Consider the following 25,849-nt stretch of genomic DNA (forward strand, 5'->3'; position numbering starts at 1 on the left):
GGCAGCGCTCGACCGACGCGGCCCGGCCTCAGCCCGGGTACGCGTTGGCGGGCAGCCCGGCGCCACCCGGCCGGAACGGGCCGGGCGCGTGCACGACGCAGGTCTGCGCGTACTCGGCCAGCCCCTCCTCGGCATACTCACGGCCGTAGCCGGAGCGCTTCACCCCACCGAACGGCGCCCGCAGCGACAGCCCGGTGCGGTTGTGCGTGTTGACGAAGACGAAGCCCGCCTCGACCCGACGGGCCAGCGCGAACGCCCGCTCCTCGTCGGCCGACCAGACCGAGCCGCCAAGGCCCAGCTCGTCGGCGTTGACCCGGGCCAGCAGTTCCTCCTCGTCGTCGTAGAGCAGCAGCGGCACCGTCGGCCCGAACTGCTCCCCGGTGATCACCTCGGCGTCGTCCGGCGCGTTCAGCACGAGGGTCGGGGCCACGAAGTACCCGCCGGCCAGGTCGGTGCCACCGTCGACAGTGCCCAGCGGCAGCGCCGTGGCACCCCGGGCGACGGCCGCCGCGACGATCCGCTCGATCCGGGCGACGGCACCGGCCGAGATGACCGGGCCCATGCTCACCCCCGGCGTGAGCGCGTCACCGACGCGCAGCACCTCCGCCGCGGCGGCCCGGTACGCCGCCACGAACTCGTCGCGGCGGTCGCGGTGCACATACAGGCGCTTGGCGGCCATGCACACCTGGCCGCTGGTGGCGAAACTCGCCAGGACCAGCCGGCGCATCGGCTCGGTGCCCAGGTCGGCGTCCGGCAGGAAGATCGCCGCGTCGTTGCCGCCCAGCTCCAGCACGACCGGTGTGGTCTGGGTGGCCGCGGTCGCCGCCACCTGCCGGGCCGCCACGCCGCCGCCGGTGAACGCCACCTTGCGCACCAGCGGGTGCCCGACCAACGCCGCACCGGCGGCGGCGTCGCCGTGGACGACCGCCAGCGTCCCGCCGGGCAGCGCCCCGGCGAGCAGGCGCAGCACCTCCGAGACCGCCAGCGGGGCCAGCGGCGAGGGCTTGACCACCACCGCGTTGCCGGCGGCGAGGGCCGGGGCCACCTTGAGCAGGGTGAGGATGATCGGCGCGTTCCACGGCGTGATCGCGGCGACCACACCGTACGGCCGGGGCAGCCGCAGCAGCCGACCGGCCGCGTCGTCGATCTCCCGATCCGCGTACGCCGCCGGGGCGTGCTCGACGACCCAGCGCAGGTACGTGCCGGCGAACCCGACCTCGCCGCGGCAGTCGGCGAGCACCTTGCCCGACTCCCGGGCCAGCAGCTCGGCCAACGGTTCGAGCCGCCCGGCGATCGCGTCGGCGCCAGCGGCCAGCGCAGCGAGCCGCCGCGCGATGCCGGTGGCCGCCCAGCTGCGCTGCGCGGCGTCGGCCCGGCGGACCAGGGCGTCCACCCGCTCGGGCCCGCTGACACCGACAGTGCCGACCAGCTCGCTGGTCCTGGACGGGTTCTCCCGCTCGATCACCGCGCCGCGCGGGCCGTCGCCGGGTGCCGTCATGCCCGGGCCGCCGGCTGCCCGGCGTCGGGGCGCAGCGAGGCGATCATCGAGCTGCGCAGCAGGTACGCCCGGGCCGCCGCCGGATCCTCGGCCAGCGCGCGCAGGCCGGCCAGCTGCGCGGACCGCACCTGCGGATCGGTGGCCCGCATCCGGCGGTAGTTCTGGTCGGAGACCTCCTGCACGTAGGTCAGGGCGATCCGGCGCCGCTCGTCGGCCACCGCCGTCACCGCCCGGTCCAGCTCCCCGCCGTCCGGTGCCGGGCGGCCCGAGGCCAGCACCTGCGCGTAGGCGACCGCGTCGTGGATGCCCGAGTTCATGCCCAGCCCACCGAGCGGGTTGTTGACGTGCGCGGCGTCGCCGGCCAGCAGCACCCGCCCCTGCCGGAACGTCGCGGCGACCCGCTGGTGCACCCGGTACAAACTGGCGTGCGCCACCCGCCACGGCCGGCCCGGATCGGCGATCGCCCGCAGCCGCCCGTCGAGCCGGTCCAGCTCGTGCGCGTCAGGGGTGTCCTCGGGGGTGGGCAGCAGCACCCGCCAGTGGTCCGGCGTGCGCAGCAGCACCGACCACTCGACCGGGTCGAAGACGTAGTTGACGTACGCCAGCGGGCCGAGCAGCGCCGGCAGGTCCTCGTCGGTGGAGGCCACCAGGAACCGTTCGGGGTAGGTGATCCCGTCGAACGGCAACTCCAGCGCCCGCCGCACCGCCGAACTGGCGCCGTCGGCCGCGATCAGCCAGTCGCCGGCCACCTCCCGGCCGTCCCCGGCGACAGCGACCACACCGCCGTCGGCCTGATCCGCGGCCTGTCGTACCGAGTCGACCGGCCAACCGAAGCGGACCCGGGCCGTCGGCTGCCGGGCCAGGTGCGCCAGCAGGATCACGCACAGCTTGGACTGCTCGCACTGCACCCGGTACGGGAACGGGGTGTCCTCGGCGAGCACCGAGAGGTCCAGCTCCGCGATCAGTCCCTCCCGGCGATCCCGGTAGGCGAACGTCGGCGCCACCAGCCCGCGCGCCAACAGGTCCGCGCCGACCCCCAATGCGTCGAGCATCTCCAGCGTCGGCGGGTGGAACGTGGAGGCACGGGACTCGGCGGCGAGGTCGTCACCGGCCTCCAGCACTGTCACCTCGCAGCCCCGGCGGGCCAGCGCGAGCGCCGCGGTCAGCCCGACCGGCCCCGCTCCGGCGATCAGCACGTGCATCAGGCGTACCTCCGATCGAGAGTCAGCGCATCGTCCTGGCCGACCAGCGCGGTGAACGACGACCAGGCGAGCCGGGGCACCGCGTCGGCGTGACCGTGCCGGCCGATCGCGGCGTAGGCGGCGGCAGCCGCGCGCAGCGCGGCCAGCATCGGCGCGACCGGGTGCAGCACGACCCGGACCCCGAGCGCGCCGAGCGCGTCGTCGGGCGGGAAGGCGCGCACACCAGCCGCCTCCGAGCGATTCACCACCAGGGGTACGCCGGGCAGCGCGTTACGCACCGCCGCCAACTCCTCGGCGGTGTCCACACCCTCCAGGAAGACCGCGTCGGCGCCGGCGTCGGCGAACCGGCCGGCCCGCTCGATCGCCTCGTCGAGGCCGGCCACCGAGTAGGCGTCGGTGCGGGCGATCAGCACCAGACCGGTACCCGCCTCGGCGATCGCCCGGATCTTCGCCGTCGCACCCGCGATGTCCAACAGCTCCTTGCCGTCCAGGTGGCCGCAGCGCTTCGGGCTGACCTGGTCCTCCAGGTGCAGCCCGGCGACGCCGGCCGCCGCGTACCGCTGGGCGGTCCAGACCGCGTGCAGCGGATTGCCGTAGCCGGTGTCCGCGTCGGCGATCAGCGGCACGCCGGCCAGCGCCGGGACGAGCCGGGCGGCCCGCTCCGCGACGTGTGTGCCGTGCAGGTATCCCAGGTCGGGAAGGCCCAGCTCGACCGCGGCGCAGACCGCACCGGACAGGTGCACGACGCGGTGTCCGGCCCCGGCGGCCAGCGCGGCGGTGAGCGGGTCGTGTACGCCGGGGGCGTGCACCGGCGACGGGCCGCCCAACAGCGCCCGCAGCACGTCGGCCGGGCGTGCGGTCGCCGCGCCGCCGGCCGTGAGCGGGGGCGGAGCCTGCGCCGGGGCGGTCTCGCCCGGGGTCATGACCGGCCGTGCAGCGCGAAGCCGCCTTCGACGCCGACGACCCGCGGGTTGGTGAAGAACCGCAGGGTCTCGGCGGTGCCCTCCTCGCCGTACCCGGACAGCCCGAACGCCGGGCGCGGGCTGAACAGGTGCAGGCTGAGCACCGAGGAGCCGTTGACCTTGACCTCACCGGCCCGGATCCGGCGGGCCACGGCCAGCGCGGCCTCCTCGTCCGCGCCGAGCACGTACGCCTCCAGCCCGTACGACGTGCCGTTGGCCAGCGCCACCGCCTCGTCGACGGTGGCGTACGGGTGCACCGCTGCCACGGGCCCGAAGATCTCGTCGCCGGTGTGCGCGGCGGCGACGCCGGTGACCAGCGTCGGGGCGAGGAAGTTCCCGCCGGCCAGCGGCCCGGCCGCCGGCAGCGTGGTGCCGGTGACAGCGGTCCCGCCGTGGGCCAGCAGGTCGTCGCGGGCGGCCACCACCCGGGCCAGGTGCCGGGAGTGCACCAGCGGACCGAGGTCGGTCGCGGGGTCCAACGGCGCGCCGGCGACCAGGCCGGCGAGCCGGTCGGCGATCGCGGCGACGATCTCGTCGTGCCGGTCGGCGGGCACGATCAGCCGACCCAGCGCCCGGCACCACTGCCCGTTGAGGGTGCTGAGCAGGTCGACCGCGGCCCGGGCGACATCGGCGGCGTCGGCGTCGGGGAGCACGACCAGCGGGTTGTTGCCGCCGAGCTCGAGCTGCACCGGCTTGATGTCGTAGGCGCAGGCTGCCGCGACCGCCCGCCCGGCGGCGAGCCCGCCGGTGAAGGAGACCGCCCGGATCCGGGGATCGCCGACCACTGCCGCACCGGCCTCGGCCCCGCCGTGCACGAGCTGGAACACCCCGGCCGGCACGCCGGAGGCGGCGAGCGTGGCCCCGACGACGGCGGCGAGCCGTTGGCTGCCGTGCGGGGCGTACTCGCTGGGCTTGAGGATCGTGGGGCAGCCCGCGGCGAGCGCGTTCGCGACCTTGTGCGCGGCCATCGGCGCGGGCGCGTTCCACGGCACCACACAGGCGGCCGGACCCCAGGGCAGTCGTTCGGCGTACGCGATCCGGCCGTCCTCGCGCTGGAACTCCTGGCTCTGCGGGCCCTGCCGTAGCTGGGCGGCGGCCAGCCGGAACGAGCCGCCGAGGATCACGCCCAGCGGTGTGGTCTGCCGGATCGGCACACCGGTGGTCGCCGACTCCAGCGCGCAGATCTCGGCCGCGACGCCCTCGACCGCCTCGGCGACGGCGTCCAGTACGTCGGCGCGATCAGGGGCCGGTAGCGCGGCCCAGCTCCCGGCCTCGTGCGCCGCCGACGCGGCGGCGACGGCGGCCTCGATCCGGTGCGACGGCGTGCCGGCAGCGGGTCGCCGCACCGCACCGGTCGCCGGATCCTCCAGGTCGAACCCGAGCGGTGCGTCGCTGGGCGTCCAGACCCCGTCGACCAGGTCGGCGAGATCGGGCAGGTCCGGCTGGGTCACCCGGCCACCGCCGCGAACAGGTCGTTGGACCGGTCGCTGGTCACCGAACTGGCCGCCTCCAACCGGCCGCGCTCCGGCGGGAACGTCATCACCAGTCCCATCGCCAGATCGCGCAGCGCCCGGCCGACGGACCCGTTCATGGTGGCGCCGGACGTGCCGGACGCCTTGAGCGCGCCGACCGCCACGTCGAAGCACGCCTCGCAGATCGAGCCCTTGGCCAACCGCCACTGCCGGTAGACCTCGGCGTGCGGGCGTAGCGGCGGCTCACTGGTCTCCAGCAGCAACTGGCGGCGCAGCCAGAGGTACGCGGTCTCCAACCGTTCCGTCATGTTGCCGATGATCACCTGGTGCATGGGGCTCTCCGCAATCGGCCGACCGGTGTCGGCGAAGGTCTTCTGGGTGAGGCTGGTCAGCGTGTCGTCGTAGACACTCTGCGCCGCACCGACGTAGACCGCCGTGATGGCCAGCTGGTTGCCGACGAAGCTGCCCCGACTGCACTGCAACATCTTCACGAACGCGCCGGGCACGGTGAGCGCCTCGTCGGCCGGAATGAAGACGTCGTCGAGCCGGATGCCGTGGTTGGCCGAGCCGCGCATGCCGATGCCGTCCCAGGCCGGCCGTGAGGCGACCCCGGGGGCATCGCGGGGGACCAGGAACAGGGCCAGTCCGTCCGCCGTCTCGTGCCCGGCGAGCCGGGCGGTGACCAGGTAGGTGTCGGCGACGCCGGTGGCGCAGCCGAACGACTTTTCGCCGGTGAGCGACCAGCCGTCGACGCCGTCGCGGCTCGCCGGCGTGGCGGTGGTGGAGATGGCGATGTTGGCCGACGAACTCTTCACCGCCTCGCTGGCGAAGTTGGCCAGCCACACCCCACCAGCCATCCGGGTCAGCACCTTCTCGGCGAAGGCCTGCACGGCGGGGACGTCGGCGTCGTCGAAGAGGCCGCGCTCGATGGCCTCCAGCGGCAGCAGACCACGGGAGGCGCTGGTGTTGTGGAAGAAGAAGGCCAAGGCCGTCGACGGGCACGCGCTGCCCATGGCGAAGGTGGCGGCGGCGAGGTCACGCAGGCCACCGCCAAGACCGCCGTACTCCTGCGGAACCACCAGGCCGAGCAGCCCGGCATCGCGCAGCAGCGCGACGTGCGCGGCGGGGAACACCCCGTCGGCGTCGGCCTGCGCGGCGGCGGCCCGCAGCGCGGGCAGCACCTTCTCCACTCGGGCCGCGCGATCCTGCTCTGCCGGGGTGAGGTCGTCGATGAGCCGTCCGCCGGTGGACATGTGGGTCACTCCTCTGGTTTGTTGGCGGGGAGCCGGGGACAGGACACCCCGAGTTGCCGGGCGAGAAAGACCAGGTCGCGGGTGCGCAGGGCGCTCGCTCGACCGCTGAGGGTGGTGTCGAAGCCGGTGACGCCGCTCTTCATCGCGACCATGGCGTTGACCAGGCCGAGCCCGCGCTGGGGCCGCAGCCGCACCCGGAGTGAGGCGCGACGGGCGCGTACCGTGGCGTCGGCGAGCACGGCCCGCACCTGCACCGGGCTGGCGTCGGCCTCCTCGACCAGGGTGACGGCGGTGTGCCCGGCACGCAGCAACTGGTCCAGCTCGGCGAGGGTGGCATCCTCGCCGCCGGGCCGGAAGGCGTCGGCGATCATCGGGCCGGGGGTTGCCCGCACCGTGAAGCCGGCCGTCAACAGGGTGTTCGCGCGCAGGCGGGAGAGTCGGCCCCCGATCGCGATGTCGATCTTCTCCGGCAGCGGGTCGGCGAGCTGACTCCACGCGCTGGAGTGGAACAGCAGCGGGGCACCGACCCGGGGGGTGCTGGCCGCGAGCACCTCGCCGACGAAGATCGTGTGGTCGCCGCCGGGATAGGCGTGCACGACCCGGCAGTCCAGCCAGGCGGTCGCGTTGGCCAGGACCGGGCAGCCGGTCTCGGCGTGCGCCCAGTCCAGCCCGGCGAAGCGGTCGGTGACCTCGGGACGCATGCCGGCGAAGCGCTGGCCGATGCCGGCCTGGCCCTTGCCGAGAAAGCTGATCGCGAAGACGCCGGCCCGCTCCACCAGGGCGTGGCTGGGAAGGTGGACGCCCAGGCAGACGGAGACCAGCGGCGGGTTGAGGCTGACCGACGAGAACGAGCTCGCGGTCATGCCGTGCCGCTGGCCGTCGATGACCGTGGTCACGACACCGACGCCACTGGGCCACTGGGCGAGGGCCGAGCGGAACGTGATGCTGTCGACCGACACTGGCAGGTTCTCCGTTTCGCATGAGGAAACGTCGTTACCAGAAACGTAACGACGGGTGGTGGCCCGTGTCAACCGCCGATCGGTCCGGGCGCCTCGCCGCCGAAAATCGGTGACCCGCTCAGGACACGGTGTTTCGCTAGGTGAAATCGAGCGCCCTACACTGCTCTGGAGACGGACGCACGAACAGCGCTGTGGAGGCCCAACCATGCCCAGTCGGACATCGGAGGCGAAGGCACCGGCCGCGGAGGACGGCGACGGCCAGTCCCGCTCGATCGCGGCGGTCGAGCGGGCGATGGACGTGCTGCTCTACTTCGGGCGCAGCGGGCGCCCTGACCTGGGCGTCACCGAGATCGCGACCGCGCTGGACCTGACCAAGGCCGCCGTGCACCGTATCCTCACGGCGCTGCGCAGCCGGGAGCTGATCACCGTCGACCCGAGCACCCGTCGCTACGCGCTGGGCCACGCGGCCGTCACGCTCGGCCGGGCCTACCTGGCCCGCACCGACCTGCGCGCGATGGCCGGCCCGGAGCTGCGCGGGCTGGCGGCCGAGACGGGCGAGACCGCCACGCTGTCGCTGCGCCGGGGCGACACCCGGCTGTACGTCGACCAAGTGGTGCCCGATCAGGAGCTGCGGCTGGACGTCAACATCGGCATCCCGTACCCGCTGCATGCCGGCAGCTCGTCCAAGGCGTTCCTGGCCTTCGTCGACGACGACGAGCTCGACGTCTACCTGGAGCGGCACCGGCTCGACGAGATCACCGACCGCACCATCACCGACCCGGCGAAGCTGCGCAAGGAGTTGGCCGCCATCCGTAAGCGCGGCTACGCCACCTCGCGCGGCGAACGCCAGCCCGGCGCGACGTCGATCGCCGCACCGGTCTACGACCACGACGGGCACGTGGTGGCGGTCGTCAGCGTGGCCGGGCCGGTGGGGCGGTTCAAGCCGGACTCGCCCGAGCTGGCGAAGTCGCTGCTGAAGGCGACCGGCCGGATCTCCGCTCAGCTCGGCTACAGCGGCGCCTGACCGACCTGCCCGGGTTACAGCGCCGCGAGCGGCTTCAGCACGCCGAGCGCCGCGGCCGCCAGCACGCTGCCCCAGATGCCCCACACGTAGGGCAGGCAGCCGTCGATCGCCCGCCGCATCGCGTGCTCCACCTCCGGCGTGGAGCCTGTCGTCATCAGCGCGCCGAAGGCCGGCCCGAACGGGCGCAGGGTGAGCCGGATGCCCAGTCCGCAGGCGATCGCGATGCTGTAGAGCAGGATCTTGCCGCCCAGCCACCTCGGGTTGGTGTCCACCCCGAACGGTGCGGCGGCGAAGAGCGTGTAGAGGGCGGTCCCGGCCAGGCCGGCGATCAGCACGGTCCGGACCGTCCAGTCCGCCCGGCGTACCCACCGACGGTGGCCTGGGCGGTGGTGGTCGGAGATCGTGGCGGCCAGCCACGCCGCCGCGAACACCCAGACCAGTGCGACGATCGGCCAGCCGAACGGGTTGATCCCGAAGACCTGCGCGCCGTGCGGGTCCAGCGCCATCAGCGTGACGCCGCTGGGCAGGAAGAGCACCAGGCAGATCTTGGGCCCCAGGTCGAGCCCGCCCATGATCTTCAGCGCGGTGGCCCGGGCGGCCGGCGTGAGGTCGGGCTTGAGGACGAACCGGCTCGACCAGAAGACCCCGAGATCCCCGCCCAGCCAGAAGACGAAGAGCACGATGTGCAGCAGAATCCACCAGCCGTGCGGGTGCGGTCCCATGGGGCCTCCTTGACGTCTCGACCACTAATGGAAACACTGTATCCGCAGCCGAAACAATGGCCGCATCGCCGGAGCATCGTGGAACGGAAGGGCGCGAAGCCGTTGAGGTCGTACCTGTACGTGCCCGGGGACGCGCCCGACAAGCTGGCCAAGGCGGCGGGGCGCGGCGCGGACGCGGTGATCGTCGACCTGGAGGACGCGGTGCCGCAGGCCGGCAAGGACGCCGCCCGCTCGGCGGTCGCCGCCTTCCTGCGCTCCGCACCACCCGGGGTCGCCTGGTGGGTGCGGATCAACCCGGGCCGGTTGGGCCACGTCGACGCGGCGACCGTCGTGGGGTCGGGGCTCGCCGGGCTCTGTGTGGCGAAGGCCGAGTCCGCCGCCGAACTGGTCGCCCTGGACGAGGTGCTCGGCGCGGCCGAGTCGGCGGCTGGGTCGCCGGTGGGCACGACCCCCGTGGTGCCGCTGCTGGAGTCGGCGGCGGCCGTGGTCGCGGCCCTCGACATCGCCCGCGCACCCCGGGTACGGCGGCTGCAACTCGGCGAGGCGGACCTGCGCGCCGACCTCGGTGTCACGCTCGGGCCGGACGAGCGCGAACTGCTCTTCGTCCGCTCGCAGGTGGTGCTGGCCAGCGCGGCGGTCGGCATCGAGCCGCCGGTGGGGCCGGTCAGCACCGACTTCCGGGACCTGGTCGCGCTGCGCGAGTCGACGATGGCGCTGCGGCGGCTCGGCTTCGTCGGCCGGGCCTGTATCCACCCTGCGCAGGTCGCGGTGGTGAACGAGGTGTTCACCCCCGCACCCGACGAGGTGGCGACGGCGGCTGACCTGGTGGCCCGCTTCGACGCGGCGGTCCGCGACGGCGTGGGAGTCTGCCTCGACGCACAGGGCCGGCTGGTGGACGAGGCGGTGGTCCGCTCCGCCCGGCGCCTGCTCGCCCTGGCCGTGTAGACGCCCGCCCGGGACCCGGGCACTCGCCGGCACGCGCGGCTGCGTGTGACCGGGGTGTGACGCGGCGGTGGTCGTGGCCGCGACACACCCCGTCGCCATCACATCCCGTCGCCGGACCAGGGACCGCGCGAACGGGACCGCACCGGCAGGGTGGAGATGACCGGCGCCTCGTCGTGCTCGTGGTAGTTGGTCGCCGTGCCGCCCCACTTGACCCACTCGTCGGTGGTGTACCAGTTGATCAGCTCGCCGTCCGACCGGATGATCCAGTCGATGTCGGTCTCGGCGACGAAGTGGCCGTGCTTCACCCCGGCCGGCCGGAAGCAGTAGGTGCCCTCGTCGATGTCGCCGAAGTTGTACGCCATCTTCCCGCCGAGCGTGTAGAACTCCTCATAGCAGGGGTGGTGGGCCAGCCGGTGGTCGCTCCAGCCCTTGTGGGCCCGGATCAGGCGGGTGTAGAAGTTGGTCACCGGGTCGCGGTGCAGCAGCTTGATGTAGAGCGGGGTGATCGGCCCGACCGTCGGGGCGGCGGTCCACTCCATGTCGTTGGAATCCACCACCGTCACCTCGCCGACGGCGGACTCCCACCGCGCTGAGGCCGGGCTCCACTGTGCTTTCCCGACGTCGAAACCGCAGTCGCCGTACTCGCGCCAGTGCAGCACCGACGAGCCCTCGCGGATCTTGATCCAGTCCATCGGCACGCCTCGGGGCACCTGAAGATAGCCGCCCGGGCCGATCTCCTGACCGCCGTAGATCAGCGAGCCGGACCGCACGAAGAACTCGGTGTCGGCGTGCGGCACACCGGGCCCGCGCCCCCAGTCGCTGTCGAACCGCAACGCCAGCGAGGACGATCCGTCCTCCTCGTCTGTGGAGAGCCGGCGTTCGTGGACCCCGCCCTCGCCGTGCGGCAGCTCCCCGACGTGCCAGATGTAGTCATTCTCGTGAATCAGTTCGACGTGCGCTCGCACCCGCTGCTCCTCACTTCGCGTTTCAGGGTCTTCCCGGCGGCGTTTGCGGGCGGCGCCCCCAGCCGGAGGTGCAGGGCGCCAGGCAGCCGGCGATGGTGAGATCGGCGCCGTCCGGGACCAGCATGGCTGCAATGGAAACACTGTTTCCATGGGCACGGCAAGCCCCGCAATGTTCCCCCTAGCGAAACGGTGTATCCAGCGCATACGATGCGTCGAATGAACGGTGCCGAGCTGTCCGCCACCCCCGGCGGCACCGCGCGCGGCGGCAGGCTCGATGCCGACTACGCCGGTGCCGGGTTCGCCCGCCGGCTCGGCTGGGGCACCCGGCCCGCGCTCGTGCTGGTCGACCCCGTCGCCGCGTACGCCGTACCCTCGTCGCCGCTGTTCCTCGCCACCGCGGAGGCCGCGCTGGCCGCGATGGCCGCGCTGGTGGCGGCGGCGCGTGCGGCCCGGATTCCGGTGGCTTTCACCGCGGTGCGGTACGCCGACGAGTCCTGCGCCGAAGCACCCCTGTTCGCCGCGAAGGTGCCGGCGCTGTCCGCGTTCGCCGCCGGCAACCCACTCGGCGACTTCCCGACCCAGGTCACGCCCGCCCCGGGCGATCACATCGTGTACAAGCACTACGCCAGCGCCTTCGCCGGAACCGCCCTGGCCGCCTGGCTCACCGCGGCCGGCGTCGACACGGTGGTGCTCGGCGGCTTCTCCACCAGCGGCTGCGTCCGCGCGTCGGCGGTGGACGCCCTGCAACACGGGTTCCGCCCGATGGTGGTGCGCGAGGCGTGCGCCGACCGCGATCCCGGCCCGCACGAGGCCAACCTCTTCGACCTCGACGCCAAGTATGCCGACGTGGTGCCGCTGGCCGACGCGGTCGCCCGGTTGGCCGGCCACTGACCGGACCCGTTCTCCCGACTTGAGTGGGCAGGAGCAGTCATGCGTAAGGCAGTCATCACCGGCAGCACCAGGGGGATCGGCTTCGCGCTCGCCCGCGAGCTGCTCTCGCGGGGCCACTCAGTCGTCGTCTCCGGGCGCTCGCGGACGGCCGTGGACGACGCCGTCGCACGGCTGCGCCCGCGGGCCCTCACGGCAGCGACGGTCCACGGGTTCGCCGTGGACGTCACCGACGCCGAGCAGGTCGAGCGGATGTGGAGCGCCGCGGTCGACGCGCTGGGCGGCGTCGACCTGTGGATCAACAACGCCGGCGTCGCCAACACCACCCGGCCGATCGTCGACACCGCGCCGGAGGACGTCCGGACGATGGTCACCACGAACATGCTCGGCACCGTGTACGGGTCGCAGGTCGCCGTCCGCGGCATGCTCACCGCCGGCGGCGGCCAGGTTTTCAACGTGCTCGGCGGGGGCAGCGACGGCCGGATCCGCCCCGGCATGGGGGTCTACGCGGCCACCAAGCGTGGTCTGGACTCCTTCACCCGGGCACTGGCCAAGGAGGTCACCGGTACCGGCGTGCGGATCGGCCAGATCCGCCCAGGCATCCTCATCACCGAGGGGTGGCTGCGCGAAGCCGCCGCCGCGCCGGAGCAGGTGGCGCGGCAGCGCAGGTGGCTGAACATCCTCTGCGACCACGTCGACGACGTCGCGCCGTACCTGGTCGAACGAATGCTGACAAGCACCAGGAACGGCGACGCGATCGCGTGGCTCACCACCGGCCGGATGACCCGCAAGGTCCTCATCCCCGGCAAGCGGGACGTCCTCGCCCGCTACGGACTCTGACCGGAGCCGTCGTGCACATCAATGACTCAGGGAAGGACGACACCGGGTGAAGGGTGTGCAGCTCAACATGGCCGCCGGGATCCGCGAGTTCGGCCGGGCCACGCCGGGCCGGGTCGCGGTCGTCGACGGCGACCACGCCGTGACGTTCGGCGCGCTCGACGAGCGCTCCAACCAGCTCGCGTCCGCGACGCTCGCGCACGGCATCGCCCCCGGTGAGCGGATCGCGGTGCTGAGCAACAACCGCTACGAGTACTTCGAGATATCGGCGGCGATGGCCAAGGCCGGCATCCCGACCGTGCCGCTGAACACGAAGAACAACAGCTCGGACAACGCCTACATCCTCGCCCACTCCCGGGCGAGGGGGATCATCCTGGCCGACGAGCTGGCCGGCAACGTCGACGGCCTGCTCGACGACCTGCCGCTCGTGCTCAGCTTCGCCGGCGAGGTCGGCCAGCGGTACGAGACGTTCCTGGGACAGGGCCGTGCGATCGATCCGCAGGTCCCCGTCGACGAACTCGACCCGTTCTGCATCACCTACACGTCCGGCACGACCGGGCGGCCCAAGGGCGTCCTGCTGACCCACCGCGGACGGGTCCTCACCGCGTTCGGAGTCGGGCTGGACTACGGGCTCGGCCCCAATCGCAGCACGATCGCCGTCGCACCGATGTACCACGGCGCGGGGTTCGCGTTCGCCTACACCGCCCCGATGCTCGGCGGCTCGTGCAGCGTGCTGCCGACCTGGGATCCGGAGCGGCTGTTGGACCTGATGGCCTCCAGTCGCGCCTCCACGGTGTTCCTGGTGCCCACGCACGCCCAGCACCTCCGCCGGTTCTGCGAGGAGCCGGCCGCCCGGTACGACCTGTCGGCGCTGCGGACGCTCTACTTCAACGCCGCCGCGTTGCCGGTCGCGCTGAAGGAGTGGGTGATCGCCGCGTTCCCCGGCGTCGACGTGCACGAGCTGTACGGCTCGACCGAGTGCTCCATCGTCACCAACCTGCGCCCCGAGTTCGCCCTGGAACGGGCCGGCAGCGTCGGGCATCCCTGGTTCTGGAACGAGATCCGGCTCAAGGACGACGACGGCAACGAGGTCGGGCCGGGTGAGCCCGGCGAGCTGTTCGCCCGCTCGCCGCTGCTGCTGGCCGGGTACCTCGACGACGAGGAGGCCACCCGGGCCGGATACGACGCCGACGGGTTCTTCTCCGTCGGCGACGTGGCCGTGCGCGACGAGGAGGGCTTCATCACCATCTTCGACCGGAAGAACGACATGATCATCGCGGGCGGGGTCAACATCTTCCCGCGCGAGATCGAGGAGGTCATCGCCCGCCACCAGCCGGTCGACGAGGTCGCCGTCATCGGCGTGCCCGACGAGGTGTACGGCGAGCGCATCGCCGCGTTCGTGGTGGGCCGCCCAGGGACGCGGATCGACGTCGGAGCCCTGGAGGGCCACGTCCGGCAGCACGTGGCGCGTTACAAGGTGCCCCGCGAGTGGCACGTCGTCGACGCGTTGCCGCGCAACCCGAGCGGCAAGATCCTCAAGCGGATGATCCGCGACGGGTACCTCGCGCGTTGTCAGAAGGAGATTGACTGATGGGGCTCAAGCAAGGCTGGACCGGGCGGTTCTTCGAGGACTTCGAAATCGGAGACGTCTACCAGCATCCGCTGGGACGCACCGTCACGGAGACCGACAACACCTGGTTCACGCTGCTGACCATGAACACCAACGAGATGCACTTCAACGCCGAGTACGCCGCACGGTCGGAGTTCGGCAAGCCGCTCGTGGTGTCGACGCTCACGGTGGCCATCGCGGTCGGGCAGAGCGTCACCGACCTGACCCAGAACGCGTTCGCGAACCTCGGCTGGGACGAGATCCGGATGACCCACCCGGTGTTCGCCGGTGACACGCTCTACAGCGAGTCACTCGTGCTGGAGAAGCGCGAGTCCGCGTCCCGCCCGCATGCCGGCATCGTCACGGTGCGCACCCGCACGCTGAACCAGCACGGCGACGAGGTCTGCTCCTTCAAGCGCACGTTCTACGTGTACCGCCGGGGCGCCGAACAGCTGGAAAACCTCTTCCCGGTGGGGAAGTCCCCACTCTCCCTCGACGGCGACAGCAAGGAAACGGCATGAGGCTCACGTACCAGCCGTGGGGGGAGACGCTCGCGGAGCTGGCCGACGCCGGGCGCCGGGCGGAACGCGCGGGCGCCGAGGTGCTGTGGGCCTCGGAGCTGCACCGGAGCGCGACCGGCACCGCCGCGGCCCTGGCCGGGGCGACGTCGACCGCACGGATCGGCACCTCGATCGTCCTGGCGTTCACCCGCAGCCCGATGATCACCGCGCTGGAGGCGCTCGACCTGGACGAGCTGTCCGGTGGCCGGTTCGTGATCGGCCTCGGCTCCGGGGTGCGCCGGCTCAACGAGCAATGGCACAACGTGCCGTTCGGCAAGCCGGTCGGTCACCTGCGCGAGACGGTCTACAACATCCGGCTGTTCTGGGACGCCTGCACCACCGGCGCCGAGATCCGTGCCGACGGCGAGTTCGAGCCGATGCACATCCGCGGTTACGAGCGGCCGTACGCCGTTCCGGAGCGGCCGATCCCGGTGTACCTGGCCGCGATGGGCCCGCTGATGACCCGGCTGGCCGGCGAGATCGGCGACGGCTGGATCAGCCACGAGCTGTGCTCACCCGGGTACCTGCGGGAGCACATCCTGCCCGACCTCACGCTCGGCATCGACCGCGCGGACGGCAAGACGCGCCACGACGTCGACGTCGTCGTCTCCGCGTGCTGCTCGGTGGCCGCCGACCCGGCGCTCGCCCGCCGCCGCGCCGCCGGTGTGGTCGGCTTCTACGCCACGGTCCGCACCTACGCCGACTTCTTCGCGTTCCACGGCCTCGCCGAGGACCAGCAGGCCGTCATCGACGCGTTCCGGGCCGGTGCCGGCGCGGACCACCTCGCGGGCAGCGTCAGCGACCGGATGGTCGACGCGCTCACCATGGCCGGCACCCGCGACGACGTCGCCGCCCGGATCGCGGCCTATGACGGCATCGCCGACACCGTGAAGCTGAGCCCGCCGACCCACGGGCTGCCGGCCGTCGAGATCCGCGCGGCCCAGGACGAGATCATCGCGCTGATCGGTGAGCTGACGGGAGCGACCACGTGAGACCGCTGGAGGACCTGCGCATCATCGCGGTCGAGCAGTACGGTGCCGGGCCGTTCGGCAGCGTGCACCTGGCCGACCTCGGCGCCGAGGTCATCAAGATCGAGGACCCGCGGGCCGGCGGCGACGTCGGCAGGTACGTGCCGCCGTACGCCGAGGACGAGGACTCGCTCTTCTTCGAGACGTTCAACCGCAACAAGCGCAGCGTCTCTCTCGATCTGGCTACCGCCGCCGGGCGTGGCGTCTTCGAACAACTCGTCGCGGTCTCCGACGTCGTCTACTCCAACCTGCGCGGGGACGTGCCGGAGAAGCTGCGCATCCGGTACGACGACCTCAAGCACCTCAACCCGCGCATCGTGTGCGTGTCGCTGACCGGGTTCGGGATGACCGGACCGCGCAAGCAGGAACCCGGCTACGACTACGTGTTGCAGGGTCTCGCTGGCTGGATGGAGCTGACCGGTGAGCCGGACGGACCGCCCACCAAGTCCGGACTGTCACTGGTGGACTACTCGGGCGGCTTCGTGGCCGCGATCTCGCTGCTGGCCGGGGTGCACGCCGCCCGCCGCGACGGCGTCGGGATGGACTGCGACGTCAGCCTCTACGACACTGCGGTGTCGATGCTGACCTATCCCGCGACGTGGCACCTGAACGCCGGGTTCCAGCCGGCCCGCACACACCACTCGGCCCACCCGTCGCTCGTGCCGTTCCAGGCGTTCGAGGCCAAGGACGGTTGGATGGTCGTCGGCTGCGCGAAGGAGAAGTTCTGGGCCCGGCTGTGCCAGATCGTCGGCCACCCGGAGTGGGCCGAGGCCGGCTCGCCGTACGCGACCTTCGCCGGCCGGCGGGAGCAGAGCAGCGACCTGGTGCCCCGGTTGGAGGCGATCTTCCGGCAGAAGACCGTCGACGACTGGCTCACGCGGCTCTACGCCGGGTCGATCCCGTGCGGCCCGATCAACGACGTCGGCGCGGCCCTGGCGGACGAGCACACCGCCGCCCGGAACCTCGTGGTCACCACCGACCACCCCCGCTACGGCGAGGTACGGCAGCTCGCGTCCCCGGTGCGGGTCGGCGACGAGACGCCCACCTACCGCCGGGCACCGCAGCGCAACGAGGACCTGGCACTCGTCACCGAGGAGATCCTGGGCCTGGACGCGCAGCAGGTGGTGGCGCTGCGGGCCGCCGGCGCGTTCGGCGATGCCGAGCCGGCACACGGCGCGAACACCCCTGACAGCCTCGACACCACAGCCACGTCACGATGATCGCCGAGGAGCTTGCCGAGTGGGGCACGGGCCACGTCGAAGTGCCGGCCGCGGTCCGGGCCGCAGCGCTGCGGCACCTGCTCGACGGGGTCGGAACGGCGCTGGGTGGGCTGCGCGCCAGCCCGATGACGGGGGAGCCCGGTGGGCGGTCGCCGATACCGGCCGTCGTCGTCGCCCGGGGACTCGGCGGGCCGCCGGAGGCGACGATCATCGGGTCGCGGGGCCGGGTCGGTGCGCCGGCCGCCGCGCTCGCCAACGGCACCCTCGTGCACGCACTGGACTTCGACGACACCCACGCCGGCGGCCTCGTGCACGCCACAGCCGTGGTGCTGCCGGCCGCGTTCGCCGTCGGCGAGCAGGTCGGCGCGCCCGGCCGAGCCGTGCTCGAGGCCGCCGTCGTCGGCTACGAAACCGTGTGCCGGGTCGCCGCCGCCGCGTCGCACGGCTTCCACGCCCGCGGGCTGCACGCCACGATGGTGGCCGGCGTGTTCTCCTCGGCGATCGTCGCGTCCCGGCTGCTCGGCCTCGACGCCGCGCGGACGACCGACGCGCTCGGCATCGCCGGCAGCCAGGCCGGCGGGCTCCTGGCGTTCCTGCACAGTGGAGCCTCGACGAAGCAGCTGCACCCGGGATTCGCCGGGCACGCCGGCATCCTCGCCGCCCGGCTGGCCGCGGCCGGGGCCGGCGGCCCCGCTAACGTCCTCGACGGCCCGCACGGTGTCTACGACGCACTGGCCGCCGGCGCGGTCGACCTCGCGTCCATCACCGCCGAGCTCGGCACACGCTGGGAGACCACCCGGATCGGCATCAAGCCGTACCCGGCGTGCCAACTCTCCCACGCCGCGATCGACGCGGTCCGCGACGCGGTGCGCCGCGGCGGTGTCCGTTCCGGCGACGTCGCCTCGATCGACGTCGACGTTCACCCCGACTCGGTGCCCACGGTCTGCGACACCCGGCGGGACCTGGCGCGACCGGCGTCGCCGTACGCGGCGAAGTTCTCGCTGCCGTGGAGCATCGCCGCCGCCGTCGTCGACGGTGACCTGACCACCGCAACGTACGAGCCGGACTCGCTCGTCCGACCCGAGGTGGAACGCGTTGCCCGGCTGGTGCGTTGGCACGTTGCCCCCACCGGCGGCCCCGCGGCCGACGCGCCCGGCACCGCCCGCATCACGCTCGTCGACGGCTCGGCCGTTCCCGGCAGCGTGCCACGCAGCGCGGGTGGCCCGGACAACCCGCTGACCGACGAGCAGCTCGTCGCGAAGTTCCACGGCAACGCCGGTGGCGACACCACAGACGTCATCGACCTGCTGTCCCGTCTCGACGAGCTGGACACCATCGAACCGCTCATGGCGGCGCTGGCCGCCGCCGGTACAGGCAGGGACCGCCCGTGACACCACACGCTATCAAACCGCCCTCCTTCCGCTGGTTCCCGTACGACGGCTTCACGTTCTGCCTCGGCCTCGCAGAGGGCGACGCGGCCTGGACCTCCGGCCACACCTCCGCCGCGTTCGACGAGGCCGTCGGCAGGATGACGGTCACCGGGGACATGGCGGCGCAGGCGCGCACCGCGTACGAGAAGGTGCTGACGATCCTGGCGGCCGCCGGGTTCGGGCCGCAGGACGTCACCCGAATCACCGAGAACGTGACGGTCGCCGGGCTCGCCGAGTACGAGGCGGCCGCGGCGGTCCGGCGGGAGGTCTTCGGCGACCACGAGCCCGTGCTGCGGACGGTCGTCGTCGAGCGGCTCGTGCGGCGTACCGCGCTGCTGGAGGTCGAGCTGCACGCGGTCCGCGGCGGCGGCGAGGTGCTGGCCGCCAGCGAGCCCCGGCCGGCCGGCACCTGGCAGGCCTCCACCGTGCGGGCGGGCCACGACGGTGCGGTGTACCTACCGACGATGGTCCCGGTCGACGCCACCGGCGCCGTGGTCCACCCGGGGGACTTCGCCGCGCAGTACGCCTACTGCCTGGACCGGGCGGGCGACCTGCTCACGGCGGTCGGGCTGTCCCTCGACGCGGTCGTCACGACGTACGACTACTCGACGCCGGAGACCCGCGACGTGTACCGCCGGACGCACCGCGTGCGGCGGGAACGCCTCGGCGGCGCCGGCGTCTACCCGGGCGCGGGCGGCATCCTGATGAGCCGGCTGCACCACCCGGACGCGCTCGTCGCGATCGACGTCACCGCCTCCCGGCACCCCCTGGAACTGGTCAACCCCGGCTGGTCCCGCTACGACACGCTCACCTACGCACCCGGGGTCAGGGCCGGCCGGACCCTGTACATGTCCGGGTTCGCGGCGCTGGACATGCAGACGCAGCAGGCCCTGCACCCCGACGACATCGTGGCGCAGGCCGAGGCGACGTACGGCGCGATCCTGCACCTGCTGCGCCACGCCGGCCTCGGACCGGAGCACCTGCTGGAGACAACCGAATACTGCGTCGAGTCCGCGCTGTCGGCGTACCGGGGCGTGGCCGGCGTGCGGGAACGGCTGCTCAGCCCGCCCTGGCCGGCGTCGACCGGAGCGATCTGCAAGGCCCTGCTGCGCCCCGAGTTCCTGCTCGAGGTGTTCCCGACGGCGCTGTACCCGGTATCAGCGCCGCGCGGCGTGGCGGAGGAGACGGCATGAGCCTGCTGACCGACGATCTGCGTGCACTGCTGGGCACGAGGAAGGTCTACACCGCGCCGGAACCGCTCGGCGCCGCGGCCGGCCGGTACTTCGGCATGGCCGTCGGCGACGACAACCCGCTCTACTCCGACCCCGAGTTCGCCCGCGCGCAGGGCCTGCCGGGCGTGACCGCCCCACCGACGCTCATCTGCGAGACCAACCAGTACGCGAACCTCCCGATGGACAGCGACGGCTATGCGGGGCACTCCTGGCACCTCGACCTCCCCGGTACCCGCCAGGTCCGCGGCGGCAACAGCTACACGTTTCACCGCCGGGTACGCCCCGACGACGTCATCACCGCGAGCTGGGAGATCCACGACCTGACCGAGAAGCGGACCCGCACCGGCGCGGACATGCTCGTGGTCTCCTCGCGCGCGACGTACACCAACCAGGACGGCGAACTGCTCGCCGTCAACGAGGAGACGATCATCCTGGTCGGCCTGGACGGTGCCGCATGACACCTCCGGTGCCACCGAACATCGGGGCTGCGCTGCCCACGCTGGAGCGCACCATCACGCTCACCGACATGGTCGCCTACGCCGGCGCCACCTGGGACTGGTACCGCCTGCACTTCGACAGCGAGTTCGTGGCCGCCGCGCGGGTCCCGGGCCCGGTCGTGGACGGGCAGGTGTTCGGGGCGCTCTTCGTCGAGCTGCTGCAGGACGCGCTCGGTCCACGCTGCTTCGTGCACGAGCTGTCGTTCACGTTCCGGAACCTGATGTTCGCCGGCGAGACCGTGCGGTGCGAGGCGACAGTGGTCGAGGTCGGCGCCGACCGCGTCCGGGTCGAACTCGCCGCCACGATCCTGGCCAGCGAGTACGGCCCGCAACGGCCCGCCGTCCGCCCTGCCCACGCGACGGTCCTGCTGGGCACGGCCGACGGGCCGGGCGCGCAGTGACCGGCGTGGCGATCGTGGGCGCGGCCGAGTGCGACCTCGGCAGCACCGGGAAGTCCACGCTCACGCTTCAGACCCAGGCCGTCACCCGGGCGCTCGCCGACGCCGGGCTGACCCTCGCCGACGTCGACGGACTGGCCACCACCGGAGTGTCCCGCTTCTCCACCACACAGCTCGCCGAGTATCTCGGGCAGCAGCCCCGCTGGGTCGACTCGACGTTCGTCGGCGGGTCGGCCGCCGAGATGATGGTCGCCCGCGCCACCCAGGCCATCGACGCCGGTCAGGCATCCACAGTGGTCATCAGCTTCGCGTCGAACCAGCGCTCCGCGCGCTCGCGCAGCCTCGGCGGGATCGTCGAGGAGCACACCCCGGAGGCCCAGTTCGAGGCGCCGTACGCCCCGTTGTACCCGCTGTCGTACTACGCGATGGCGGCGCAGCAGTACTTCCACCGGTACGGCGGCACGCGGGAGAAGCTGGCCGAGATCGCGGTCGCCGCCAGGGAGTGGGCGCTGCTCAACCCGGCCGCGTTCCGCTACGGCGCCGGGCCGCTGACCGTCGACGACGTGCTCGCCGCGCCGATGGTCTCCAGCCCGCTGACCGTCGCCGACTGCTGCCTGGTGACCGACGGCGGCGGAGCGGTCGTGATCACCACGCTCGACCGGGCCCGCGACCTGCGGCACCCGCCGGTACGGGTCCTCGGGTACGGCGAACGGTCGACGAACACGTCGATGACCGCTGTCGAGGACCTGACGGTCGCCGGCGCGCGCGAGTCCGGCCGGGAGGCGTTCGCCCGGGCCGGCATCACACCGGCTGACGTGGACGTGCTGGAGGTGTACGACTCGTTCACCATCACGGCCGCGCTCAGCATCGAGGCACTGGGCTTCTGCGGACCGGGGGAGGTGCTCGACTTCATACAGGGCGGCCGGATCCGTCCCGGCGGTGAGTTGGCGCTGGACACCTCCGGCGGTGGCCTGTCGTACTGCCATCCCGGTCAGTACGGGGTGCTGCTGCTGGTGGAGGCGGTCCGCCAACTGCGCGGCGAGGCGGGAGCCCGGCAGGTGCCCGACGCCCGGGTGGCCGTGGCGCACGGCACCGGCGGGATCCTGTCCACGCACGCGACGGTCGTGCTGGGGGTGCGGTGATGCACGTGCCGCCACCCGACGACGTGACGGCCGGCTGGTGGGACGCCACCCGGGAGCACCGCTACACGCTGCAGACCTGCGGGTCCTGCGGGCACGTCCAGCATCCGCCGCGTGCGCTGTGCACCGCCTGCTCGTCGATGGTGGATCTCGGGTTCGTCGAGGCGTCCGGCCACGGCGTCGTGGACACGTTCACCGTGGTGCACCGGGCACCCGTGCCGGGGGCTGCCGTGCCGTACACGATCGCCCGGGTCCGGCTCACCGAGGGACCACTCGTGCTGTCCACCCTCGAAGGGCAGGACTGGCGGATCGGTGACCCGGTCCGTGTCGGTTGGCTCGACCTCGACGACGGCCGGGCGCTGCCGGTCTTCCACCGCTGACGGAGGCTACCCATGGACTTCACGCTCACCGAGGAGCAGCAGGACTTCCGCGCCCTGCTCCGCACGTTCGTCGACCGGGAGATCATCCCGGTCGCGCGGGAGTGGGAGCAAACCGGGCGGTACCCGACGGAGATCGTGCGGGGGATGGCCGAGATGGGGCTGTTCGGCATCACCGTGCCCGAACAGTACGGCGGCCTCGACCTCGACCCGGTCTCGTTCGCGCTGGTGTTCGAGGAACTCGCCCGCGGCTGGATGGGCATCGCCGGCATCCTCGGCAGCCACTCCCTGGCCTGCCGGATGATCGCCATACACGGCACCGAGGAGCAGAAGCAGGCCTACCTGCCCGACCTCGCCACCGGCGCCCGGCGGAGCGGCATCGGCCTCACCGAGCCGGACGCCGGCACCGACCTGCAGGGCATCCGCACCACCGCCCGCCTCGACGGCGACCACTACGTCGTCAACGGCACCAAAATGTGGATCACCAACGCGCGGTACGCTGACCCGCTGCCGGTGCTGGTAAAGACCGACCCGCACGCCACGCCCGCGCACACCGGCATGAGCGTGCTGCTCGTCGACGCGACGCTGGACGGCTTCCAGGTCCTGCGGGACATCCCGAAGCTCGGCTACAAGGGCACCGAGTCCTGCGAGATCCTCCTCGACAACGTGCGGGTACCGAAGGACCGGTTGCTCGGTGGCGTCGAGGGCGTCGGCCTCAAGCAGGCGTTGTCCGCCCTGGAGTGGGGCCGGGTCAACATCGCCGCGCGGTCGGTCGGCATCGCGCAGCGCGCCCACGACGAGGCGCTGGCGTACGCCCAGCAGCGCAAGGCGTTCGGCAAGCACATCGCCGAGTTCCAGGCGATCCAGCTCAAGCTCGCCACCATCGCGATCCAGCTCCAGGCCGCCCGCCTGATGGCGTACTGGGCGGCCGACGCGGTCCGGCGCGGTCGCGCCGACGGGCAGACCGGGATGGCCAAGGTGTTCTGCTCGGAGGTGGCCCTCGAGGCCGCGATCGACGCGATGAAGGTGCACGGCGGCTACGGCTACTCCACCGAGTTCGAGGTCGAGCGCCTCTACCGGGACTCGATCCTGATGAGCATCGGCGAGGGCACGAACGACATCCTGCGGACCGTCGTCGCGAAGGCGCTCGTACGCGGCGACCTGACGGTCTGACACTCCCACCAGGGCGGGTTCGTCGTGCCCGGCCGACGACCGCCTCCTGTTGACGTCCGAAGTGGTCACCTCTCGCTGCTCCACATGCCGAACCCCCTCCACGGGAGTTGGGAGCAGCGCGGCTGGTTCTTGGTTCGGGACGCCATGGACCCCGCTCGGCTAATCGAGCTGATTTGCGGTCCCGAGCGAGCCTGCTGGCTAGATGACGACGTTCGGTCGCTGTCGGCGAGGAACCTTGCGGCCCAGGCGGACCGGATAACTCGATCTTGATCGGCGTGCCACAGTTCGCCAGTGGAGATCGCTGAAATCAAGCCCGGTGACGACGAGCGTCTGGCGCGGGTGCTGCTGTCGTTACAGCAGGCGGCCTACGCGGTGGAGGCGTCGATCATCGGTGATGATCGAATTCCGCCTTTGCGTGAGACGCTCGATGAGCTGCGAGGGACGCCGCTGCGGTGGCTCGGCGCCTTCGACGACCGACGCCTAGTCGGCGCGATAGCAAGGTCGGAGGACCACTCGGAGGTGGATATTCACCGGCTCGTCGTTGACCCAACATTGCATCGGCGGGGGGTGGGCAGAACGTTGGTGTCGGAGGTCCTCGCTTTGGCCGGTCGCCGTCGGACCGTCGTTTGCACCGGGCGAGCGAATCTACCGGCGCGGGCTCTGTACGAGGGCCTCGGCTTCGTGTTGGTTGACGAGAAGGAAGTCATCCCTGACTTGTGGGTCACGCGGTATGCCGTCACCCAGCAGCTCCACCGGCGAGTTGATCGATAGAAGCGGGTCTCACGAAATCCCCAGGCACACATCAGATAGCCGCCGTCCGTACGTGCCAGCCCGCTGGAGGCTTCGCGGCTCTTCACAGTTGGCGGGGTAGTGCCGGATCAGGGGCAGCGGACGCGCCGCACAGAGCTTGTCAGCGAGACGTCACCCTTGTTGTCGGGCGCGGGAGGCGAGGTTGTCGCGCTCTTCTGGGCTCAGCTTCTGGCAGGCGTTCCGGAATGTCTGGACGGGCGCTGCCAACTCGGTGCCGTAGGTCGTGCTGGTGGCCGCCTGGCGCAGGGCGAGATGACCGTCTTGGACTGCGGTGGCCATCTCGCGGAGCAGGGGGTTCTTGCTTTGTGCGAGCTGCTCCAGGAGCCGGCGGAAGTCGTGCGTCCGTTCCTCGTCGCCGCCGGTGATGTCGTCGAGGTCGTCCATCAGGTTCAGACCTTGGCGTCGACGAGGGGGTGGTCGTAGCGATCGCCGTCGGGGAGCGCGGGAAGGGCGACGCTGTCGAGGCCGCTGACTTCACGTGTGAGAACGGCGCGGAAGGCGAGGACGGCGGCGGCGATCTAATGACAGAGTTTGGTTGCTTCGGCCCAGAGCCGGAACATGTTTCCAACCTCCATGGCCGCGACGCCGTAGCCGACGGGTGCGCCGACGCCGCTTGTGAGGTGACGGTGCCGGCGGCAGCGGAGACGCCGATGATGATGGCGGCGTCGATAAGGCTTTTGACCACGCCGCCGAGGGCTTCACCAGCGGACCAGACAGCGTCAGACATTTCCCGGAACGCCTTGCTGATGGCGGACAAGGAGCTGTCGAGGTCGGCGGTGGCGTTGGCGGTGGTCGTGAAGTAGCGGAAGCTCCGTCGCCGGCGACGCCGTGCCAGAGGGGGCGCAGGGTGGTGGTGCCGGACTGGAGGTTGTACGCCAGGTCCCGCAGGGCGTCACCGATGTTGTCGATGACGGGTGCCATCTTGGCCAGGGCTTCCCAGTCCCCGGAGACCTGACTCTGGAGCCTTCCGATGGGGTCGAAGCCGAAGACGTGGTTGAACACTTCGTTGAGCCAACTGGCCGGGCTGAGGTAGTCTATCCAGGCGAGTGAGTTCGCGGGCTTGTCTGGGTCGCCCGGGGTGTCGAGGTGGCCGCGTACGTCACGGACATCGACAGCGTCATCGGGGTTACCTAGTCCGTGACGAAGATGCCGGTTACGCCCACGACGGCCAGGACGACGGCGGCGGCGAGCACGTAGAACCGCGGACGCGGCTGTCGCACGAAGTAGGTGCACAGGCCGAACGCACCACTGAGTATCGAAATCGCGTACCACGGGAAGGTCGTCGGCGTCGGCTGACCGATGAAGATCATCCAGGTGGCCATGGCCGCAACGAAGATCGTCGCGTAGGCGACGGTCTGTCGCATGTTCCGGTACGCGGTGTCCTGCAAGCGGGAAACCGACGTGCGGTGGGCCTCCATCGCGGCGGCGCGCTCATCCTCGCTGACCTGTCGCCGTCTGTTACGGCTACCCGATCTCTGGCGCCCCACCATGCCGCAAAAAATACCAACGAGAGTCACACACGACGTCGAAGCTGCCGCCGACCCGTTCGGCGATGCCTGCCGTGACACTCTCCGGCAGGGTGGTCCAGTCGCTACGCATCGGTCTCTTCCCTGCTGCATGGCGAGGTCCGGCGAACAGCGGGACTCGAC

At 72.0% G+C, this 25,849-nt stretch carries 27 protein-coding genes; 17 read left to right on the forward strand and 10 right to left on the reverse strand.

The window, feature by feature from the left end; genetic code table 11:
• Positions 1-28: 28 nt before the first annotated feature.
• Genes GA0070619_RS05245 through GA0070619_RS05270 form a run of 6 tightly spaced genes read right to left on the reverse strand, consistent with a single transcriptional unit; the run spans position 29 to position 7,346 of the window.
• Complete coding sequence (locus GA0070619_RS05245; protein ID WP_088947007.1) at positions 29-1,498, reverse strand: aldehyde dehydrogenase family protein; 1,470 nt, start codon at positions 1,496-1,498, stop codon at positions 29-31.
• Positions 1,495-2,700 (reverse strand): FAD-dependent oxidoreductase, encoded by a 1,206-nt coding sequence (locus GA0070619_RS05250; protein ID WP_231927274.1) that lies wholly within the window; start codon positions 2,698-2,700, stop codon positions 1,495-1,497. The genes GA0070619_RS05245 and GA0070619_RS05250 overlap by 4 nt, the downstream gene beginning before the upstream one ends.
• Positions 2,700-3,623 carry an isocitrate lyase/PEP mutase family protein gene (locus GA0070619_RS05255; RefSeq protein ID WP_088947009.1) on the reverse strand — a complete coding sequence of 308 codons (924 nt, stop codon included), beginning with the start codon at positions 3,621-3,623 and terminating at the stop codon, positions 2,700-2,702. The genes GA0070619_RS05250 and GA0070619_RS05255 overlap by 1 nt, the downstream gene beginning before the upstream one ends.
• Positions 3,620-5,113, reverse strand: a complete 1,494-nt coding sequence (locus GA0070619_RS05260; RefSeq protein WP_088947010.1) for an aldehyde dehydrogenase family protein — start codon at positions 5,111-5,113, stop codon at positions 3,620-3,622. The genes GA0070619_RS05255 and GA0070619_RS05260 overlap by 4 nt, the downstream gene beginning before the upstream one ends.
• Complete coding sequence (locus tag GA0070619_RS05265) at positions 5,110-6,387, reverse strand: acyl-CoA dehydrogenase family protein (RefSeq protein WP_088947011.1); 1,278 nt, start codon at positions 6,385-6,387, stop codon at positions 5,110-5,112. Before GA0070619_RS05265 ends, GA0070619_RS05260 begins: the two co-directional genes overlap by 4 nt.
• A 5-nt stretch (positions 6,388-6,392) precedes the next feature.
• Positions 6,393-7,346 carry a flavin reductase gene (locus GA0070619_RS05270; protein ID WP_157743910.1) on the reverse strand — a complete coding sequence of 318 codons (954 nt, stop codon included), beginning with the start codon at positions 7,344-7,346 and terminating at the stop codon, positions 6,393-6,395.
• 205 nt (positions 7,347-7,551) lie between these two features.
• On the opposite strand from GA0070619_RS05270, the gene GA0070619_RS05275 reads away from it, so the two are divergent.
• Positions 7,552-8,370 carry an IclR family transcriptional regulator gene (locus GA0070619_RS05275; RefSeq protein ID WP_088947013.1) on the forward strand — a complete coding sequence of 273 codons (819 nt, stop codon included), beginning with the start codon at positions 7,552-7,554 and terminating at the stop codon, positions 8,368-8,370.
• A 14-nt stretch (positions 8,371-8,384) separates the two neighbouring features.
• Here GA0070619_RS05275 and GA0070619_RS05280 read toward each other — a convergent pair whose 3' ends face one another.
• On the reverse strand, positions 8,385-9,092 hold the full coding sequence (locus GA0070619_RS05280) for a hypothetical protein (protein WP_088947014.1): 708 nt from the start codon (positions 9,090-9,092) through the stop codon (positions 8,385-8,387).
• 78 nt (positions 9,093-9,170) lie between these two features.
• Here GA0070619_RS05280 and GA0070619_RS05285 point away from each other — a divergent pair, with 78 nt between their 5' ends.
• Complete coding sequence (locus tag GA0070619_RS05285) at positions 9,171-10,037, forward strand: HpcH/HpaI aldolase/citrate lyase family protein (protein WP_231927275.1); 867 nt, start codon at positions 9,171-9,173, stop codon at positions 10,035-10,037.
• A gap of 98 nt (positions 10,038-10,135) precedes the next feature.
• Here the strand turns inward: GA0070619_RS05285 and GA0070619_RS05290 are convergent, their stop codons facing one another.
• Positions 10,136-11,002 (reverse strand): DUF4437 domain-containing protein, encoded by an 867-nt coding sequence (locus tag GA0070619_RS05290; RefSeq protein WP_157743911.1) that lies wholly within the window; start codon positions 11,000-11,002, stop codon positions 10,136-10,138.
• Between the two features lie 216 nt (positions 11,003-11,218).
• Here GA0070619_RS05290 and GA0070619_RS05295 point away from each other — a divergent pair, with 216 nt between their 5' ends.
• From GA0070619_RS05295 to GA0070619_RS05360, 14 genes are all read left to right on the forward strand, one after another.
• On the forward strand, positions 11,219-11,893 hold the full coding sequence (locus tag GA0070619_RS05295) for an isochorismatase family protein (RefSeq protein ID WP_088947017.1): 675 nt from the start codon (positions 11,219-11,221) through the stop codon (positions 11,891-11,893).
• 39 nt (positions 11,894-11,932) lie between these two features.
• Complete coding sequence (locus tag GA0070619_RS05300) at positions 11,933-12,730, forward strand: SDR family oxidoreductase (protein ID WP_088947018.1); 798 nt, start codon at positions 11,933-11,935, stop codon at positions 12,728-12,730.
• Positions 12,731-12,776: 46 nt separating this feature from the next.
• Positions 12,777-14,318: a class I adenylate-forming enzyme family protein gene (locus tag GA0070619_RS05305; protein WP_231927276.1), complete on the forward strand. Its 1,542-nt coding sequence runs from the start codon at positions 12,777-12,779 to the stop codon at positions 14,316-14,318.
• Complete coding sequence (locus GA0070619_RS05310; RefSeq protein ID WP_088947019.1) at positions 14,318-14,857, forward strand: MaoC family dehydratase; 540 nt, start codon at positions 14,318-14,320, stop codon at positions 14,855-14,857. Before GA0070619_RS05305 ends, GA0070619_RS05310 begins: the two co-directional genes overlap by 1 nt.
• Positions 14,854-15,888, forward strand: a complete 1,035-nt coding sequence (locus GA0070619_RS05315) for an LLM class flavin-dependent oxidoreductase (protein WP_088947020.1) — start codon at positions 14,854-14,856, stop codon at positions 15,886-15,888. The genes GA0070619_RS05310 and GA0070619_RS05315 overlap by 4 nt, the downstream gene beginning before the upstream one ends.
• On the forward strand, positions 15,885-17,144 hold the full coding sequence (locus GA0070619_RS05320; protein ID WP_088947021.1) for a CaiB/BaiF CoA transferase family protein: 1,260 nt from the start codon (positions 15,885-15,887) through the stop codon (positions 17,142-17,144). Before GA0070619_RS05315 ends, GA0070619_RS05320 begins: the two co-directional genes overlap by 4 nt.
• Positions 17,141-18,535 carry an MmgE/PrpD family protein gene (locus GA0070619_RS05325; protein WP_088947022.1) on the forward strand — a complete coding sequence of 465 codons (1,395 nt, stop codon included), beginning with the start codon at positions 17,141-17,143 and terminating at the stop codon, positions 18,533-18,535. Before GA0070619_RS05320 ends, GA0070619_RS05325 begins: the two co-directional genes overlap by 4 nt.
• Entirely contained in the window at positions 18,532-19,767 is a 1,236-nt protein-coding gene (locus GA0070619_RS05330; protein WP_088947023.1) for a RidA family protein, read from the forward strand. Before GA0070619_RS05325 ends, GA0070619_RS05330 begins: the two co-directional genes overlap by 4 nt.
• The gene (locus tag GA0070619_RS05335) at positions 19,764-20,264 is read left to right on the forward strand and encodes an FAS1-like dehydratase domain-containing protein (protein ID WP_088947024.1); all 501 of its coding nucleotides are present in this window, start codon (positions 19,764-19,766) and stop codon (positions 20,262-20,264) included. The genes GA0070619_RS05330 and GA0070619_RS05335 overlap by 4 nt, the downstream gene beginning before the upstream one ends.
• Complete coding sequence (locus GA0070619_RS05340; RefSeq protein WP_088947025.1) at positions 20,261-20,704, forward strand: MaoC/PaaZ C-terminal domain-containing protein; 444 nt, start codon at positions 20,261-20,263, stop codon at positions 20,702-20,704. Before GA0070619_RS05335 ends, GA0070619_RS05340 begins: the two co-directional genes overlap by 4 nt.
• Before the next feature lie 5 nt (positions 20,705-20,709).
• Positions 20,710-21,843 (forward strand): acetyl-CoA acetyltransferase, encoded by a 1,134-nt coding sequence (locus GA0070619_RS05345; RefSeq protein ID WP_231927277.1) that lies wholly within the window; start codon positions 20,710-20,712, stop codon positions 21,841-21,843.
• On the forward strand, positions 21,843-22,220 hold the full coding sequence (locus tag GA0070619_RS05350; RefSeq protein ID WP_088951569.1) for a Zn-ribbon domain-containing OB-fold protein: 378 nt from the start codon (positions 21,843-21,845) through the stop codon (positions 22,218-22,220). Before GA0070619_RS05345 ends, GA0070619_RS05350 begins: the two co-directional genes overlap by 1 nt.
• A gap of 12 nt (positions 22,221-22,232) precedes the next feature.
• The gene (locus GA0070619_RS05355; protein ID WP_088947027.1) at positions 22,233-23,390 is read left to right on the forward strand and encodes an acyl-CoA dehydrogenase family protein; all 1,158 of its coding nucleotides are present in this window, start codon (positions 22,233-22,235) and stop codon (positions 23,388-23,390) included.
• 291 nt (positions 23,391-23,681) lie between these two features.
• Positions 23,682-24,161 carry a GNAT family N-acetyltransferase gene (locus GA0070619_RS05360; protein WP_088947028.1) on the forward strand — a complete coding sequence of 160 codons (480 nt, stop codon included), beginning with the start codon at positions 23,682-23,684 and terminating at the stop codon, positions 24,159-24,161.
• Positions 24,162-24,311: 150 nt separating this feature from the next.
• Here GA0070619_RS05360 and GA0070619_RS05365 read toward each other — a convergent pair whose 3' ends face one another.
• Positions 24,312-24,584 (reverse strand): hypothetical protein, encoded by a 273-nt coding sequence (locus tag GA0070619_RS05365; protein ID WP_088947029.1) that lies wholly within the window; start codon positions 24,582-24,584, stop codon positions 24,312-24,314.
• Positions 24,585-24,613: 29 nt separating this feature from the next.
• On the opposite strand from GA0070619_RS05365, the gene GA0070619_RS05370 reads away from it, so the two are divergent.
• The gene (locus tag GA0070619_RS05370; RefSeq protein ID WP_088947030.1) at positions 24,614-25,003 is read left to right on the forward strand and encodes a hypothetical protein; all 390 of its coding nucleotides are present in this window, start codon (positions 24,614-24,616) and stop codon (positions 25,001-25,003) included.
• A gap of 327 nt (positions 25,004-25,330) precedes the next feature.
• Here GA0070619_RS05370 and GA0070619_RS05375 read toward each other — a convergent pair whose 3' ends face one another.
• The gene (locus GA0070619_RS05375; RefSeq protein ID WP_157743912.1) at positions 25,331-25,690 is read right to left on the reverse strand and encodes a hypothetical protein; all 360 of its coding nucleotides are present in this window, start codon (positions 25,688-25,690) and stop codon (positions 25,331-25,333) included.
• Positions 25,691-25,849: the final 159 nt, after the last annotated feature.

The organism is Micromonospora zamorensis (genome assembly GCF_900090275.1).
Classification (GTDB): Bacteria; Actinomycetota; Actinomycetes; order Mycobacteriales; family Micromonosporaceae; genus Micromonospora; species Micromonospora zamorensis.